Source organism: Rhizobium leguminosarum (assembly GCF_002953715.1).
Classification (GTDB): Bacteria; Pseudomonadota; Alphaproteobacteria; order Rhizobiales; family Rhizobiaceae; genus Rhizobium; species Rhizobium leguminosarum_V.
This window is the reverse complement of the sequence record NZ_CP025013.1, coordinates 665,078-681,828: the sequence shown is the minus strand read 5'-3', so window position 1 is coordinate 681,828 and position 16,751 is coordinate 665,078. Positions and strand designations below refer to the sequence as shown.

The 16,751-nt window shown below is 60.9% G+C and carries 16 protein-coding genes and 1 pseudogene; 9 read left to right on the top strand and 8 right to left on the bottom strand.

Annotated elements, in window-relative coordinates; translation table 11 throughout:
* Nucleotides 1–2 precede the first annotated feature (2 nt).
* From CUJ84_RS27640 to CUJ84_RS27600, 9 genes are read left to right on the top strand one after another with little or no spacing between them, the layout of a single operon-like run.
* Complete coding sequence (locus CUJ84_RS27640) at nt 3–1,088, top strand: ABC transporter ATP-binding protein (protein WP_105008826.1); 1,086 nt, start codon at nt 3–5, stop codon at nt 1,086–1,088.
* On the top strand, nt 1,088–1,966 hold the full coding sequence (locus CUJ84_RS27635) for an ABC transporter permease (RefSeq protein WP_105008825.1): 879 nt from the start codon (nt 1,088–1,090) through the stop codon (nt 1,964–1,966). Before CUJ84_RS27640 ends, CUJ84_RS27635 begins: the two co-directional genes overlap by 1 nt.
* Nucleotides 1,963–2,760: an ABC transporter permease gene (locus CUJ84_RS27630; RefSeq protein ID WP_105008824.1), complete on the top strand. Its 798-nt coding sequence runs from the start codon at nt 1,963–1,965 to the stop codon at nt 2,758–2,760. Before CUJ84_RS27635 ends, CUJ84_RS27630 begins: the two co-directional genes overlap by 4 nt.
* A complete protein-coding gene (locus CUJ84_RS27625; protein ID WP_105008823.1) occupies nt 2,757–4,271 on the top strand; it encodes an NAD(P)-binding domain-containing protein in 1,515 nt (504 codons plus the stop codon). The genes CUJ84_RS27630 and CUJ84_RS27625 overlap by 4 nt, the downstream gene beginning before the upstream one ends.
* A complete protein-coding gene (locus CUJ84_RS27620; protein WP_105008822.1) occupies nt 4,268–5,086 on the top strand; it encodes a creatininase family protein in 819 nt (272 codons plus the stop codon). The genes CUJ84_RS27625 and CUJ84_RS27620 overlap by 4 nt, the downstream gene beginning before the upstream one ends.
* A 2-nt stretch (nt 5,087–5,088) precedes the next feature.
* Nucleotides 5,089–6,777: a CocE/NonD family hydrolase gene (locus CUJ84_RS27615; RefSeq protein WP_105008821.1), complete on the top strand. Its 1,689-nt coding sequence runs from the start codon at nt 5,089–5,091 to the stop codon at nt 6,775–6,777.
* On the top strand, nt 6,767–7,204 hold the full coding sequence (locus tag CUJ84_RS27610; RefSeq protein ID WP_105008820.1) for a nucleoside deaminase: 438 nt from the start codon (nt 6,767–6,769) through the stop codon (nt 7,202–7,204). Before CUJ84_RS27615 ends, CUJ84_RS27610 begins: the two co-directional genes overlap by 11 nt.
* Nucleotides 7,205–7,245: 41 nt before the next feature.
* Nucleotides 7,246–8,295, top strand: coding sequence for a questin oxidase family protein (locus CUJ84_RS27605; protein ID WP_105008819.1), 1,050 nt, complete (start codon nt 7,246–7,248; stop codon nt 8,293–8,295).
* Nucleotides 8,292–9,863, top strand: coding sequence for an amidohydrolase family protein (locus CUJ84_RS27600; protein WP_105008818.1), 1,572 nt, complete (start codon nt 8,292–8,294; stop codon nt 9,861–9,863). Before CUJ84_RS27605 ends, CUJ84_RS27600 begins: the two co-directional genes overlap by 4 nt.
* A gap of 321 nt (nt 9,864–10,184) precedes the next feature.
* Here CUJ84_RS27600 and CUJ84_RS27590 read toward each other — a convergent pair whose 3' ends face one another.
* The 8 genes and pseudogenes from CUJ84_RS27590 to CUJ84_RS27555 form a co-directional block, all read right to left on the bottom strand.
* Nucleotides 10,185–10,445 carry a type II toxin-antitoxin system RelE/ParE family toxin gene (locus tag CUJ84_RS27590; protein WP_105008817.1) on the bottom strand — a complete coding sequence of 87 codons (261 nt, stop codon included), beginning with the start codon at nt 10,443–10,445 and terminating at the stop codon, nt 10,185–10,187.
* Entirely contained in the window at nt 10,442–10,684 is a 243-nt protein-coding gene (locus CUJ84_RS27585; RefSeq protein ID WP_105008816.1) for a type II toxin-antitoxin system ParD family antitoxin, read from the bottom strand. The genes CUJ84_RS27590 and CUJ84_RS27585 overlap by 4 nt, the downstream gene beginning before the upstream one ends.
* A gap of 565 nt (nt 10,685–11,249) precedes the next feature.
* Entirely contained in the window at nt 11,250–11,750 is a 501-nt protein-coding gene (locus CUJ84_RS27580; protein WP_105008815.1) for an ankyrin repeat domain-containing protein, read from the bottom strand.
* A 122-nt stretch (nt 11,751–11,872) separates the two neighbouring features.
* Nucleotides 11,873–12,040, bottom strand: a pseudogene (locus CUJ84_RS38420) (aminopeptidase P family N-terminal domain-containing protein); the annotation flags it as partial.
* 2 nt (nt 12,041–12,042) lie between these two features.
* On the bottom strand, nt 12,043–13,263 hold the full coding sequence (locus CUJ84_RS27570; RefSeq protein WP_105008813.1) for a M20 family metallopeptidase: 1,221 nt from the start codon (nt 13,261–13,263) through the stop codon (nt 12,043–12,045).
* 22 nt (nt 13,264–13,285) lie between these two features.
* Entirely contained in the window at nt 13,286–14,917 is a 1,632-nt protein-coding gene (locus tag CUJ84_RS27565) for a dipeptide ABC transporter ATP-binding protein (protein ID WP_105008812.1), read from the bottom strand.
* Nucleotides 14,918–14,927: 10 nt separating this feature from the next.
* A complete protein-coding gene (locus CUJ84_RS27560) occupies nt 14,928–15,752 on the bottom strand; it encodes an ABC transporter permease (RefSeq protein WP_105008811.1) in 825 nt (274 codons plus the stop codon).
* Nucleotides 15,745–16,728, bottom strand: coding sequence for an ABC transporter permease (locus CUJ84_RS27555; RefSeq protein ID WP_412034410.1), 984 nt, complete (start codon nt 16,726–16,728; stop codon nt 15,745–15,747). The genes CUJ84_RS27560 and CUJ84_RS27555 overlap by 8 nt, the downstream gene beginning before the upstream one ends.
* Nucleotides 16,729–16,751: the final 23 nt, after the last annotated feature.

Sequence of the window (16,751 nt, the reverse complement as noted above, 5' to 3'; positions counted from 1 at the left end):
TCATGACGACGACGCCTGACATGGCGGCCGATCCGTCAAGATCCGGGCTTTTGCTTTCGGTGCGCGGTCTGACCAAGAATTACGGCAGGGACCGCGCGGTCGATAGCGTCGATCTCGATATTCCGGAAAGGGCTTTCACTACCTTTCTCGGCCCTTCCGGATGCGGCAAGACCACGATCTTGCGCATGATCGCCGGCTTCGAGACGCCGGACGCGGGATCGATCGTGCTTGACGGACGGTCGCTTTCCGGCGTTCCGCCGGAGCGACGTCCGGTCAACACCGTATTCCAGAGCTACGCGCTGTTTCCCCACCTCACCGTTTTCGGAAATGTCGCGTTCTCGCTGACGCTGCGGCGCCACAGCAATGTCGACGTGGCCGCGCGCGTCAAAAGGGCTCTGGACGCCGTGCATATGGCGCAGTTCGGCGATCGGTATCCACACCAGCTCTCTGGCGGCCAGCAGCAGCGGGTCGCGGTGGCCCGCGCCATCATTGCCGAGCCGCATCTGCTGCTTCTCGACGAACCCTTGTCTGCACTCGACAAAAAGATGCGCGGGCATTTGCAAATCGAACTGAAGGATTTGCAGCGTCGCCTCGGTATTGCCTTCGTCTACGTCACGCACGATCAGGAGGAGGCCTTTGCGCTCTCCGACATCGTGGTTGTCATGAACAAGGGGCGCATTGTTCAAAGGGCTGCGCCCCTGACAATCTATGCCCGTCCTGCCAACGCTTTCGTTGCTGACTTCATCGGCGCGGCGGCACTCATTCCAGGCGAAATCGTCGATGGCGGCGGGGCCTCCGGATCGGCTGCGATCGATACGGCCATCTGCATCGTGCAATGCCCGGCAGTGGAGGGATTGGCGAAAGGGGATAAGGCAGTGCTCGCTATTCGGCCGGAGCATGTCCGTATTGGCACCGATGGCCTGAACGCGACGATCCGGCATGTGGTGTTCAAAGGAGATCGCTACCTTGTCGAGGCCGAGGTTAACGGTGTCATTTTGCGGTTCATGGCGGATAACCCGCTTTCGCCTGGAGCGAATGTCGGGCTCGTCGTCGATCAGGACCGCGCCTTCATCACGAGGATCGACTGATGGCTTCGGTTTTTCACCGGGCACAGCTCGCGGTGCCAGTCGCCTGCATTTTAATCCTCGGATGCGTTCTACCGCTTGCCGTGCTCGTGGTTTTCAGCGTCTTTGAGGTGGATCTCGATGCGTTCACGCTCGTTCCGGCCTTTTCCGGACAGAGTTGGGCGCAGATGTTTGCCAATCCGGTCTTCGCCTTTCTGATCGGCAAATCGGTCGTCTCGGGCGCGGGCACGGCTTTACTGGCGGCTTTGATCGGGTACCCGATCGCAGTCTCGATGACGCGGCTGCCCGTTCTCTGGAAAGGCATCGGCAGCATCGTCCTTTTGACGCCACTCTACACCGGCGAAATCGTCCGGATTTATGCCTGGCGGGTCGTTCTTGGCTCCGAAGGACTGGTCAACGCCGCTCTGAAATGGTTGGGCGTGATCGATGAGCCGGTGAAATTCCTGCTGTTTTCGCCGTTCACCACGCATCTCGTGCTTCTCTACAACAATTTGCCCTTTATGGTGCTGGCCATCTGGATATCGGCGGAATTGATCGACAAACGGTTGATCGAAGCCGCACGGGATCTCGGGGCTCGCCCGATAGACGCGTTCTTCAAGGTCATCTTGCCTTTGACCACACCCGGACTGGCTGTCGGCGTCTTTACGGTCTTTGCACTCGCCGCCGGCGACATGATGACGCCGAGCCTTTTGGGCGGCACGTCGGGTGCGACCCCGATGGCCATGATCGACAACCTGTTCGGGACGGCGTTCGATTGGCCGCTGGCTTCCGCGCTGTCGCTCAGCCTTCTTGTCGTCCTGTTCGCCTTTGCCACCGGGTTTGTGACCATCCTGCTTCGGTTCGATGGCGCCCGCGCGGTCTTTCGACGGGGGGCACGATGAGCCGCCTGGTCATCCTCACGCTCGGTCTTGCCGTGTGTTTCTTCTATCTGCCGATCGTCGTTCTTGGAATTTTTTCCTTCAACGCCGCAAGCACGATGGCCTTCCCGTTGAGCGGATTTACTTTCACCTGGTATGCCGATCTTTTCGGCAACGAAGCGTTTCTGGGTGGCTTCGTCACCAGTTTTCTGATTGCACAGCCCGTCGGTCTGCTCGGCGCGCTGATCGGGCTGATGGCAGCATTGGCCGTGACGTCGCCACGCATGAAATTTAGGGCAGCATTCGCCATCCTGGTCCTCGTACCCTTTCTGGTGCCGAAGACGGTGCTTTCCATTGCGCAGGCCATGCTTATGAGCTGGGTTGGATTGGGCCGTGGGGCAACCGCGCTCATATTGGCGCAGACTTTGGTCGTCATTCCCTTCACCACCACAATCCTTGCCGCCGTGATGGTCCGGCTCGACCCGCGGCTTGAAGAAGCGGCGCGGGATCTCGGCGCCACCCCGTGGCAGAGCTTCCGGCGTGTTCTGCTGCCACAGTTGAGCGTCGCGCTGAGTGCCGCCTATTCCATCGGGGTCATCCTGTCGCTGGCCGATCTGACCATCTCCATGTTCCTCGCCGGCCGCACGCAGCCCCTGTCGCTGATCGTCGCATCGGAATTCCGGCGCGAGCTGAAGCCCGACCTCAATGCCATGCAGGTGGCCGTCCTCGTGTTGACGGCCCTGATCGTGGCGATGACCGAAATCAATCGCCGACGTCGCCTGCGCGGACGTATGGCCCATATACGAGATTACCTATGATGATTGCCCCAATCGATGCGCCGCCCGTGACGCTTGACGACCTGAAGCAGGCAGCACTTGCCGATCTTGCCGCCCTCGGCTACCCGAGCGCACCATGGCTCAGCGACCTGCCGAGACCAGACGCGGCTGATATCGCCGATGCGATCATCGTCGGTGGCGGCCAGTCAGGCGTCACGATCGCGGCAGCCCTGAAGTGGGACGGGCTCCGGCGCATCCGCGTCTTGGACAGCGGCGCGCCGGGCGCTGAGGGGCCATGGCTGACCTTTGCGCGCATGGAGGAATTGCGCACCCCGAAGACCCAGATCGGCAACGAGTTCAACGTCGTCAATCTCTCCATCCGCCGTTGGTTCGAAACGCTCTATGGGCAGCAGGCCTGGACGGATCTGTCCCGCATTCCGCGAACAGACTGGAAGGCCTATCTCGACTGGTATGCCGACGTTTTCGAGATCGCCATCACCAATCATTGCGACGTCCTGGACGTCGCGCCGGAGGGCGATCTGATCGCGGTTACGACCCGCATCGGAGGCAGGATTGAAAAATCTCTGGCGCGAACCGTGGTGCTGGCCACCGGGTATGACGGCGCCGGCGCATGGCGGGTGCCGCCCTTTGTATCAGAAGCACTGGCGCCCGAAAAATTCGATCACACGAACGGTCCCGTCGATTTCGACGCTTTGAAGGGATTGCGCGTCGGCGTGCTCGGCCATGGCGCCTCTGCGTTCGACAATGCGATCAAGGCGCTGGAAGCCGGTGCTGCCTCCGTCGATCTCTGCTTCCGGCGCGCGCGCCTGCCGCGCACGAATCCCCACCGCGCCGTCGAGACGCCCGGCATGATGACGCATTACCCTGACCTTTCCGAGACCACACGCTGGGATATCGCCCGGTTCTTTCGCAGCGTCGATCAGCCGCCGCCGGTGCGCAGTTTTGAGACCGCAATGCGCCTTGAAAATTTCAAGCTTCGTCCCGCAACACCATGGCTGGAGGTCTCTCAACAGACAGACGCGATCCGCGTCACCACCCCGGACGGTATTCTGGAGTTCGATCACCTGCTGCTTGCAACGGGGATGGATGTCGATCTCGCCGTCAGGCCTGAACTCAAAACCATTCATGACAAGGTCGCGCTTTGGGGCGAACGTTACACGCCGCAAGACGGCCGCGCGGATGCCCGGCTGGCACGGTTTCCCTATCTCGACGGGTTCTACGGGTTCATCCCGAAAGATCCGGATGAGACGTGGGTCAGCCGGGTATTTGCCTTCAACAGCAGCAGTTTCGTCAGTCACGGTCCGCACTCGACGTCGATCAGTGGGCACAAGCATGCCGTTCCACGGCTCGTGCGCGGCGTCCTGCGCCGGCTGCTGCTCGATCGGGAAGCGGTCATCCTGCCGGAACTGGCATCTTACGTCTCACCGGATCTGCCGATCGCCGACGACTTCGAGATCATGATAGCCGAGGCCAATCGGCAATCGGCAAGCTCTCAAGATACCGGCAAGCCGGCCATGCGGAGTGGCGCATGACGCATTCCCTTTACTGGGCCGATTATTCGACTGCGGATTTTGCGTCCCGCGATCTGAGCGAGACCGTCGTCATCCTGCCGATTGCGGCTGTCGAGCAGCATGGCCCCCATCTTCCCGTACAGGTTGATGCCGCCATCAACGCCGCCATCATCGATCGGATGGTGCCGTTGCTTGACGCAAACGCGGACGTCCTCATCCTGCCGGCATTCGGTGTCGGCAAGTCGGATGAGCACCTCGCCTATCCGGGGACGCTGACCATATCAGCACAAACCCTGCGGCTCGCCTGGCTCGATATGGCCAGAAGCGTGAAGCGGGCCGGCGTCCGAAAGATGATCCTGTTCAATTCTCATGGCGGGCAGATCTCGCTGATGGAGATGACCTGCCGCGATATCCGTGTCGAACTTGACATGCTGGCGGTAGCCTGCTCCTGGTTCAGGATCGCGCCGGTCGACGATCTGTTTTCGTCCGCGGAAATCGTTCATGGCATTCACGGCGGCGATATCGAAACCAGCATGATGCTGGCCATCGCGCCGGAGCTGGTCGCCATGGACAAGGCCGAAGATTTCGTGCCGCTGACCGTCGACATCGAGCAGTCCGGCAGCCCGTTGACGGCGGAAGGCGCGGTCGGCTTTGGCTGGCAGGCGCAGGACCTTCATCCCGCAGGCGTTAGCGGAAATGCCGCCAATGCCGACGCCGTCAAAGGCGCGCTGGTGCTTGACCGGGCCGCGGCAGGTTTGGTGCGCCTCATCGAGGCGACGCGCAAATTCGACATGGCGAGGCTCACCTCCGAAACCCGCTTTTCGGTCAAGAGATAAGCATGCTGGCACTCCGCGACATCGAAACTCTTCGGATGCGCATGGCGGACGGCGTTCATCTCGCAGCCGACGTCTATCGTCCCGTCGGCCCGGAGCGCTATCCCGTTCTGGTGATGCGCCTGCCCTACGGGCGAAAGGTCGCCTCGACGGTCGTTCTGGCCCATCCCGCATGGTATGCGGCGCATGGTTATGTCGTGCTGGTGCAGGACGTTCGCGGCCGGGGCGATTCCGAGGGCATTTTCAGGGTTCTGGAGGATGATGTTGCCGACGGCGCGCAGACGCTGGCGCTGGCGGCCGATCTTGCCGGCGGCAACGGCATGGTGGCAAGCTATGGCTTCAGCTACCACGGCATGAACCAGTTCCTGGCCCTTGCCGGCGCTCGAAAATCCGGCGGGAAAGTGCCCGATGCGATGGCGATCGCCATGGCGGCTTTTGATGTGCGCAATCACTGGGCATTTGAGGGCGACGGGTTCCGTCTGCAGTCCAATCAGATGTGGGCGTGTCAGATGGCCGTCGAAAATGCTTGGCTGGCCGACGACCTCGATGCCGCCCATATGTTGCATGCCGCTTTGCCTTCTCTGCATTCAGGCGCGGTTTCGGCACGGCCGGACGTGTTGAAGCAGGCATCGCGATACACGCATTATCATGACTGGCTTGCCGATGATCCGTCCTATTGGCGGACAAGGTCGCCGCAATCGCTGCTTAAGGGCGTGACACTCGACGTCCCCGTCCTGCATGTCGGCGGATGGAACGACATTATGCTTGAGGGCACCTTCGCCGCCTTCGAGGCATTTTCCGCGGGTGGCGGTCTGCAGCGGCTCTCCATCGGACCGTGGTCGCATCTCCCCTGGGGACGACGGGTCGGGGCATTGGATGCCGGAGCCGACGCTGCAGACGGCATCGACCGCGAGATCGTCGCATTCTTCGACGAGACGCTCAAAGGCTGCGAGAATCCTTACCCGAAGGTCCGGCTCTACGATGTCGTCAAAGGGGCCTGGGCCGGTTTCGAAAGCCTGCCCACAGCCGAGACGCTGGTGCTTCATCTCTCATCGGGCGGCCGGGCGGCCGCGACAAGCATCGATGGAACGCTTGCCGAGAAGGCGGGGCTAGCGAGCGCCGATTATCTCGTCCACGATCCATGGCGGCCGGCCCCGAGCGTCGGGCTGCATCTCGGCACGCCGCCGGATTTTGCCGACCGGGCCGCCATCGACGACAGGGCCGACGTGTTGGTCTACACCTCCGATCCGCTCGACCGGCCGCTCCTGCTGACCGGAGCCCCGAAAGTGGACCTCTTCGTCACCGCCGACAGGCCGAGTTTCGACCTGGATTGCACCTTGAGCATGCTCACCTCTGATGGGGCCGCCATCAGCGTGACGTCGGGACATAAAACCGTAAAGGACGACGGCGCAGGATCGCCGGTTTCCGTCGCGCTGCGGCCCGTCCACGTAACGGTGCGGGCGGGGCATTGCCTGCGTCTATCGATACAGGCGGCGTCGTTTCCCGCATTCCCCGTCAATCCGGGCACCGGCGCACGCCCGCAGGACGCGGCCGTAACGGATCGGCTGGTCACGACCCTCGTGCTGCGGTCAGGCGATGGTTACCCCTCCACCTTGCGATTGCCGGTGATGCGGCAGGCCGATGCGAAAGACAGCCAATCGCATACGGTAGAGGAGAACGGACATGAGCCCTGATCACGAAAGCCTTCTCAGATTGACCTTCGAGATTGCGCACAGCGCCACAGCGCATGGCAATATGCCCTTCGGCGCGCTTCTGGCCGGTCCCGGCGGTGAAATTCTTCTTGAGGAAGAAAACGGATATTTCCCCGACCTCGATGCAACGGCCCATGCCGAGTGCCTGTTGGCGACGCGTGCCTCGAAGCTCTATCGCGAGCCGTTTCTGGCGCAGTGTACCTTGTACAGCTCGGCGGAACCCTGCGCCATGTGCGCCGGCGCCATTTACTGGAAGGCCATGACAGGGGATCACCCGGACAACCCGACAATGGATTTGCCATGCCGCGATGTGTTTTCGGCGGGCCAGAAAAGCATCGAGGTCATCGGACCCTTGATTGAGACGGAAGCGGAAGCTGTTCACCGGGACGCCTGGCAACCAACGGTGTGAATGCAAGCGGGCATTCCGTTTTCAACGAGGAGTTTAGATCCATGGTACGAAAAGAAAGCACTTCGGACGAACTGAGAACGCTGCTGGCCGACATGCCGGCATGGGGTTCTGAATTTTCGCGCACATTCGCCAATCATGCTCCGATGGTCCTCGTCGCGCTGGACCGGATCGGCGGCGGGCCGGCTCAGCTTCGACGGTTCTTCCATCACTACAGAGACGCCAAGCAGCTTCCACCCTTCGCCCAGCCATTGAAGCGCTTGGATGGGAAGAGCTGGAAAGCCGCCATCGGAATGCGTGAGCGTGAGCCCGATCTGCGCGTCTTCTTTGCCGGCGAGGTGACGCGCCTCGGAATACACGAGGCACTGGAGCTTTATCTTCCCGATCTTGCCGACGGCATTGGCGCCAGCGCTTTTCACGCGCTGATGCGGGCGGCCTACGGGGTACTTCGCGCCGACGAGACCGATGTCGCCATTGCGCTCGCCTACTGGAGCGCCACCTATCTGCCGCTTCCCGAAGCAAAAGGGACGCCGCCGATCACGCACGACCCGGCCGAAGTCTTGGCCATGACCGCTGCGATCAAGCCCTTGCATGGCATGCAGCTTCACGACCTTCTCTGGCAGAACATGCGTGACGCCGGCAACGTGCTCGAATTTGCGCCCGTCGTCGATTGGCTCGACATCGGGCCGGACACGATGGAAAAAATGGCAGCGACTGCGCTCGCCATATTTGCAGCAACCCAGCATTTCGCCGCATTGCACATCATTACAGGGCTGCACTGGATCCGTCTCCTTGAGCCGCATTGCGATGAGGCGACCCTCCATCGGATGTTGCGGGTGTTCTGGCAGGGGATCGCCGCTCTGATGGGCGAACTCGGGTTTCCCGAGATGCCGGGCATAACGGCAGTCGATCGCTGGCGTCATATCCAGGTGCCGGATTGGCCCGAAATGCATGCGATCGCCGCGCAAAGTTACGACGAGCACGATATCAGTCTCGCCTTTTCCGCCAGCGAGGAAATGAAAGTCTATGGCGACCCGCTCTACCGCGTCGTGGTCGCCCGCCGCCTCGGATTGATCGGAGACTACACGAAATGAGCCTTGAAGAGCCGATGTCGGGTGACTGCATCATTGAAGCCGGAACCGTGCTGTGCGGTATTTTGCCTGACGGCACCATGTCTATGCGCCACGACGTGGGCCTCCGTGTCGCTGGCGGCATGATCGCGCAGATCGGGCCTCTTACCGCCGTTGGCTACGGCAACGACCATCTTGCCCGCTTCGGATCTCCCGACATGGTCGCCATGCCGGGGCTGGTCAACAGCCACCACCATTTCGGGATCACGCCCCTGATGCAGGGTGTGCCCTTCGCGCCTCTGGAACTATGGCTGCCGCAGTTCCGGGCGATGCGGCAGGTCGATGTCCGGCTGGATACGCTCTATTCAGCGATCGAGATGTTGGAAAGCGGAACGACGACGGTGCAGCATATCAACAGCGGACTTGCGGGCGCACCCGAGAGCTGGATGGCGACGGCCGACGCCACGCTCAAGGCCTATACCGATATCGGCATGCGGGCCGGCTTTTCCTTCATGATCCGCGATCGCAATATTCTGACCTATGACGAAGACGCCAAGGCCCTGGCCACTCTTCCCGAAGCCGTTCGCAGCTGGATCGCCCCCAAACTCGACGCGTCGAACATCCCGATCGCAGACCTGATGACATTTTATCGCGCGCTCAGGGAAAGCTGGTTCGACGCGCGGCCTGATCACGTCCGCATCAATCTCGCCCCCGCCAATCTGCACTGGTGCACCGACGAATGCCTCCAGACGATTTTCGAGACGGCCCGCGAAACCGACGCGCAGGTCCATATGCATCTTCTGGAGACCGAGCGGCAATCAAGCTTCGCCCACAACACATTCGGCCACAGCGCCGTCCAGCATTTGAAGGCACTCGAATGCCTCGGGCCAAACGTCACGCTTGGGCACGGCAACTGGATGAGCCGCGCGGATCTCGACATCGTAGCCGATTGCGGCTGCAGCATGTGCCACAATGCCTCATCCGGCCTGCGGCTCGGCAGCGGCATCGCTCCCGTCAACGAAATGCGCCGTCGCGGCATTAAGATAGCGCTCGGCATAGACCAGTCCAACATAGCCGACGACCGAGACATGACGCTGGAAATGAAACTGGTCTGGGCACTGCACCGCGAAACGGGCCTGTGGAACGACCGTCCCGATGCTGGTGCCGTGCTGCAGATGGCGACGGAACATGGCGCCAAAACCGTCGGCTTCGGCGGCTTTACGGGCCGGCTCGAACCGGGTCAACAGGCCGACATCGTGCTGATGGACCGACGCAAGATTGAAAGGCCCCGCATGAGCGCGCGGACGCCGGTGGCGGAGAGCGTTTTGCATCGCGGCGGACGGCATGCCATCAGCCAGGTATTCGTCGGCGGCCGTCTGGTCGTCGATGACGGAAAGGTCATTACGATCGACCGCGAGGCAGTGCTCGCGGAAATCGCCGAACGGCTAAAACATCCCGAAACGGAAGGGGAAACAGCAACCTGGGAAGCGATTGATGTCCTTCTTCCCCATCTTGAGGTATTTCACCGAAAGTTCACGACGACAGCCGGGTATCGTCCCTATCGATACAATGCGATGGCGGACCAAGAGTAGGCGCCGATCGTTTCAAAAGATCTGCGAAAAGCAGGCTTGACCGTTCACTGCATCGTCTGGGAGCCTGTATCCATTCTCGTCCACAGCGTTGCCTCGATGCAAGTCGGCCGTACACAATCGGCGCTAAGGATGATGCAGCGGTTGGAAGATCAGGTCGGCCAAACATTACCTCAGCGAACGGGTGCCGGATTGCGCGGCTCACGGCAGCGGGCGAGAGGCTGCTCGTCCAAGGAAGCTACATCCGAAAAACGCCGAACAACTTGTGAGGATTAAGATGCCCAAATCCGATAAAGTTCTGGAGAAAGAAGTTCGGGCCGAATTTCAGCAGCAGGGTTGTACAAAAATTGTCTCATCATCTTCGATCCGATAAACGACTAGATGCGCTTTGAAGGGATGAATTCTAACAGGCGGATCAATCTCATCCCGTTCGCGCGCGATGCATGGATTGACAGCTATCAGATCAAATAACGCGAAAAGTTCATCGTGGTATCGCTTTGCCTGGCCTGCCCCGAACACACGGACACCTTGCTCGGCGATCGCAATAATGTCCTCTTCCGCTTCGGCAGAAAGCTTAAAACTCATGACTTGCTGGCACGAGCTATCGCCTCAGCAAAGAGTTCATCCTTTGATTGGATGCCGACATCACTTTGGAGCCCGGCCTCGACGAAGCTTTGCATGGCGGCGATCTTGTCGTTTCGCGTCTGGTCGCGTCGGATCAGGTCGCGCACGTAGTCGCTAGCATTAGAATATCGCCCGGTCCTGGCCTGGGCCTCCACCCAATCCTTCATCGGGCCTGGAAGAGATACGTTCATCGTGGCCATCTATAACCTTCATTTGAAGGCAACATAACCGATTTTGGCAAAGTTTGCCAAAGGTTCGAACACCTTGATGAGATGCGGACCAGTTCATCTCGATAGCATCAACTTCAATGACTTAGCGACGCCTTGAGGCATATCCCTTATTTATGGAACTCGGCTGATTGAACCAGATGCCGTAGTGGGGGCTCGGCGCGAGTCGTCGCGGTTCAGGCTTGTTGCGAAGGTGGAGGTGAGTTGTTGTTGACCTTTGCGTGATGGCGTGTCGGCCGGGCCTTGCCCGCCTCGTGCCGTCATCGAGAACTTAGAGCGTACTCGCGCACCTCGAAATTCCCGTCCTGATTTGGGAACGTGCGCGCGACGTTCCCTTCGGCTTTCCCCGATAATGCCAAGTGCTTCAAGAGCATTTGTCTCCCTGCAGCAGTGTCCGGCACGCCAGCCGCTTCATTTCAAGCGCGAGTTGGTCTGAGCGAGCCGCATTGCGTGCGTTACTGGAGACCCAACCAAACAGGTAGTCGAACTTGCCCGGGGCAATCTCAAGTCCCTTTGCGGCAAGTGTGCTTTCAGAAGACTATGCACTCCCCCGCGACAAGTATGAGTTGATCAGGTCCGCGGCATCGTCCTCTCCCTTCTCGCGTGCAATATCGGCGGCGGTCGCACCAGTGCGATCGGTCTTTGTCAGGTCCGCATGGTTCTCCAACAATAGCTTTGCAACTTCGGTGTTTCCCCAGGCGGCCGCGGACATCAGCGGGGTCACGCCATCGGCCGTCTCGGCGTTTACGTCCGCGCCAAGGGATAGTAGGTAGTTTGCAACGGCTGCTTCGCCATTCGCAGATGCCTCGTGCAGTGCCGTCATTTCACCATGACCAATCGCGTGTACTGATGCACCGTTCCGCACTAGCGTCTCAACCGCTGCAAGCAAACCTTCAGCTGCCGAGACCATGAGCGGTGTTCGACCATGTATGTCGACTTTGTTCAGGTCGAGTCCCTTGGACTCGATTTCTAGCTGAGCTTGTGAAGCGCCGGCCACGATTCGCTCAATGAAATGCTCAATCTTTGACTGATCGTTCATGGGAGTACGTTGAAGTTCCCTAGTTCAATTCGGTTCAGTAGTCCTTGATACGTTTGGAAGGTCATCGGTGTTGCAGGTGCGACAACAAAATGCCCTGTCTTGCCAGACTGAAGAGCTTGCAAACCCTCGCGCGGCAAAAAGGCGGCCCGGTACATGGTTTCGGAGACGGTGTAGCCGGTCAGCCAAGCCAGCAGCTCGCCGCTATCGACGAGCAGCAGATCGACGCCGGCGGATGCCATGGCATTCCGGGCGCATGCGATACGGCGATCGAATTCCGCCCGGGAGAACATGGTCAGGCAACCTCGCAGATATCGAGGATGGTCAGCATGTAGACGCGGATCATGTCGAGATAGTCGACGATGTCGACACGCTCGTCTGGCATGGTGTTGTAACGGCCGCCGGGGCCACAGACGATACCTTCCATGCCGAGTTCCTTGTAGAGATGGCCGGCATCAGTACCGTAGAAGCGGGTCGGCGTGATCGCGCCGGTCGGCTGTTTTTCGCCGCGCACGGCTTCATAGGCCGCGTTGATGGATTTGACGATGCGCGATGTCGGCGAGACCTCGAAGGGCGGCATCAGCGGGCGACCCTCGATCAATTCCGGAACCAGCTTTGCCTTGAGGCCGGGGAAGCGGCCTTCGAGGGCCGCCAGTTCCTTTTCAAGATCGGCCAGCACGCCCTCCTGGGTCTGCCCAGGCGCATAACGGCACGAGCCCTTGAGGCGGACGAAATCTGCGACCTGCGGCGGACGCCATTCTTCGAGACTGCGCCCGAGAGCACCGTGGACGACGCCGACATGGCCGCGGTTGATCGACCGGTGCACGTCGCTCCTGGCGCCGCTGAAGGTCATGGCGTTGATGCGCGGGATGATGTCGCAAGCCGCGGCGATCGCATCGACGGATTCCTCGCGCTTGGAGAGATGGCGCGTGTCGCCGGTCAGCTCGATGACATAGCTGAGAGCTGCCGCATGCATGGTGACGGCGACGAGATCGCTCGGTTCGCTGTTGATAAAATAGTCCGCCTTGACGCCGTGTCTGATCGCCGCAAGCGTGCCGACACCGCCCTGCAGTTCGCCGACCACGAAGGTCAGGATAACGTCACCCTTGAGCTTGACGCCGGCATCGAGCAGCGTCTTGACCGCGCAGAAATAGGCAGCATCGCCGGCCTTCATGTTCGACACGCCGATGCCGTAGATGAATTTGTCATCGACGAGGCCGGCATAAGGATCGACCGTCCAGCCTTCGGTGACCGGATTGGTGTCGAGATGGCCGTTGAACAGCAGGCTCTTGCCGCCGCCGGTGCCCCTGAGGCGTCCGATCGTGTTGAAGCGGCGGCCTTCGTCGAATGGCTGCAGTTCGGCTTCGACCCCGATCTTTTCCAGTTCGCCGGCCATGTAGCGCGCAAGGTCACGCTCGCCATCGGTTTCCGAATGGCTCTTGTGCTGGACCATCTTCGATAGGAAATCGAGGCAGGCCTTTTCGTCGATCCGATCCACCAGGGATTTCGGGTCCATTGTCATACTCCTTGATGCATTGTCATAGGTATTGGCCGGCCGCCCGCGGCACCGCCTCGATCAGGCGGCGGGTATATTCGGCCCGATCCTGGCTATCGATGTCTGCGGCCGGTGCGATCTCGACGAGATTGCCGCGATACATAACGGCGATCCGGTGGGCGATCTGTCGGATAAGGTTGAGGTCGTGGGTAATGAACAGGTAGGCGGTGCCACTGGCCTTCTGCAGCTCCAGGAGCAGTTGGACGATGGACGCCTGCACCGATACGTCGAGCGCGGAAGTGATCTCGTCGCAGATCACCAATTTCGGCTTGGAAGCAAACGCACGGGCGATCGCCACGCGCTGTTTCTCGCCACCCGACAGCTGATGCGGATACCGCTGGGCATGGTTGCGCGGCAGGCGCACCTGCTCCAGCATGTCGGCGACCTTCTGGTCGAGATGAGACGCGTCCCCGAACAGCTTTAGCGGCCGCGACAGGATCTCGCTGATCTTCTGGCGGGGATTGAGCGAGGCGTCGGGATGCTGGAAGATGATCTGCACGTCCTTGCGATAGGCATTGTCCATGTCGCCAAGGTTCCTGATCTCGCGACCGTCGAACCAGATCTTGCCCTCGAAGCGGTTGAGACCGGTCATCGCCTTCGCCAGGGTCGATTTACCGGAGCCGGATTCACCAACGACGCCGAGAATTTCCCCCGGATTGATGCTAAGGCTGATGGCATTGTTGCCGGCAACGCGTTCGGTGGCGCGGCCGGTCAGCGCTGCCAGAAACGGCTTGCGGCCATAATGGACGCTGACGTTTTCGACACGCACCAGCGGCTTGTCGGTTTCAACGACGATGTCGCCGACCAGCCTGCGGGCCGGATCGGGAACCGCCGCGATCAGTTCGCGGGTATAATCCTGCTGCGGATTGGCAAAGATATCGCGCACCGCGCCCTGCTCGACGATTTCGCCGCGACGGATGACCGCGACGCGGCTGGCCGTGCGCGATACCAGCGCTAGATCGTGGGAAATGTAGAGCGAGGCGACGCCCGTCTCGGCCTGCAGTTCCACGAACAGGTCGAGGATCTGGCATGAGGTGATGACGTCGAGCGCCGTCGTCGGTTCGTCGAAGATGATGCATTCGGGATTGCACGCGAACGCCGATGCGATGACGACGCGCTGCTTCTCGCCGCCCGATGCCTCGTGCGGCATGCGGTTCATCATCGCGGCCGGTGTCTTCAGACCGACGCGGTCCAGCATCGCCTCGCCTTCCTTCCAGGCCTGCTGCCGTGTCAGCCCGCGGTGACGGACCAGCACCTCGGCGAGCTGGGTGCCGAGCGACAGGGTCGGGTTGAGCGACGTGCTCGGATCCTGGAACACCATGCTGATGCGCCGGCCGCGAAAGGTCTCGATCTGGGCATCGGTCTTTTCAAGCAGGTTCTCGCCGCTCAGCAGTATGCGGCCGCCCGGTTCGCGGGCGTTCTTGGGCAGATAGCGCATGATCGACCAGGCAAGCGAGGTCTTGCCGGAACCGGATTCCCCGACCAGGCCGAGGATCTCGCCTCGGTGGACAGAGAGGTCGATGTTCTTGAGCGCATGGAAGACGCCGGAGGCCGTGTCATAATCCAATGAGTAATTTTCGATCGCGAGAACCGGAGTTTCTGGTTTTGTCGTCATGGTCGTTGCCTCAGGTTCGCGGATTGAGGGCATCGCGAAGACCGTCGCCCAGAAGATTGAAGCCGACGGCGACGATGGCGATCGCAGCACTCGGCCATATCAGGATGCCGGCGGAGAGATGCATGTAACGGCGCGCCTCCGAGACCATCAGGCCCCATTCGGCAGCCGGCGGCTGGGCACCGAGACCGAGGAAGCTGAGCGTCGCAAAAAGCATCACCGCAAACGACACGCGGATGGTCATCTCGACGATGATCGGCGCAATCACGTTGGGCAGCATTTCGCGACGGATGATGTAACCCGAGCTTTCGCCACGGGCGATCGCCGCGTTGACATAGTCCTGCTTGCGAACCGAAAGCGCCACGCTGCGGGTAATGCGGGCCATGCCCGGAGCAAAGGCGATGGCGACTGCCACCAGCGCGTTGACGGTGCTGGAACCGAGCAGGTTCACAACCAGAAGCGCAAACAGGAGGCTCGGGATCGACATCACGGCATCGATGGTGCGCATGATGAACTCGTCGGCACGTCCGCCGAAAAAGGCGGACGCGGTGCCGATCAGAGCGCCGACCAGCGTGCCGCCGATGGTGGCGAGAACCGCCATGACGACCGTTGCGCGGGCGCCGATCAGGAGGCGGCTGAAGATGTCGCGGCCATACTGGTCGGTGCCGAGCCAATAGGCGGCACTTGGGCTTTTGTAGCGGGCGAGCGGTGAGATCGCTTCCGGATCATGCGGGGCGATCAGCGGTCCGAACACGACGATCAGCAACACAAGCGCGACGAGGAACAGACCTATGGCGCCCTGCGGCGTCTTCAGGAGACGTTTCAAGAACTCAGTCATACTGGATCCTCTTGTCGAGCCAGGCATAGAGGATGTCGGCAATGAAATTGACGATTGAATAGGTGGCGGCCATGATCAGCACCCCGGCCTGGATGGCCGGCAGGTCGCGCGCCTGGATGGCGACGATCAGCTGGCGGCCGATACCGGGAATGGCGAAGATTTCCTCCACCACGATGACGCCGCCGAGCAGATAACCGACGTCGAGTGCGACGATGGTGATGGTCGGCAAAAGGGCGTTGCGCAGCGCATGACGGCGCAGCACATGTCCGCGCGACATACCCTTCAGCCGAGCGGCGCGGATATAGTCGGTATGCAGCACATCGACGAGTTCGGAGCGCACCATGCGCGAAACGTGGGCTATCAGGATGATCGAGATGACGCAGACCGGCAGCACGAGATGGGCGAGGCCATCGGGGAAATTTTCCGTCAGCGGCACGTAGCCGGTCGGCGGCAACCACTTCATCCAGTCGGCAAAGACGAGAACGGCGATTGTCGCCGTCACGAATTCCGGCAGAGCGACACCGGCATAGGAGATCAGACTGACGACCATATCAGCAATCTTGCCGCGGCGGACCGCGGCGATGATGCCGAGTGGAATCGCAAGCACCAGCATCAGGCCGATGGAAAGCACTGCTAGCAGAAGCGAGCGGCCAAGCGCTTCGAACATAACCGGGCCGACGGGCTGACCGGTGCGCAGCGAGGTGCCGAGGTCGCCCTGCAGGACATGCCAGATCCAAGTGAGATATTGCTGCCAGACCGGCTGGTCCAGACCCATGGTCTGGCGCAGCGCGTCGAGCGCATTCTGTGTGGCGTTCTCGCCCAGCATCATGACTGCAGCATCGGCCGGCAGGATCTGAGTGATGGCGAAGACGATGAGCGATACGACTAACAGCGTGTAGACGATCATCACCAGCCGCTTGGCTATGTAGTTCGGAGACAGGAGCATGTTCCTTGGGACAAGAGGGCCGGACGCCATGTCAGGCGCCCGGCGATATTGAC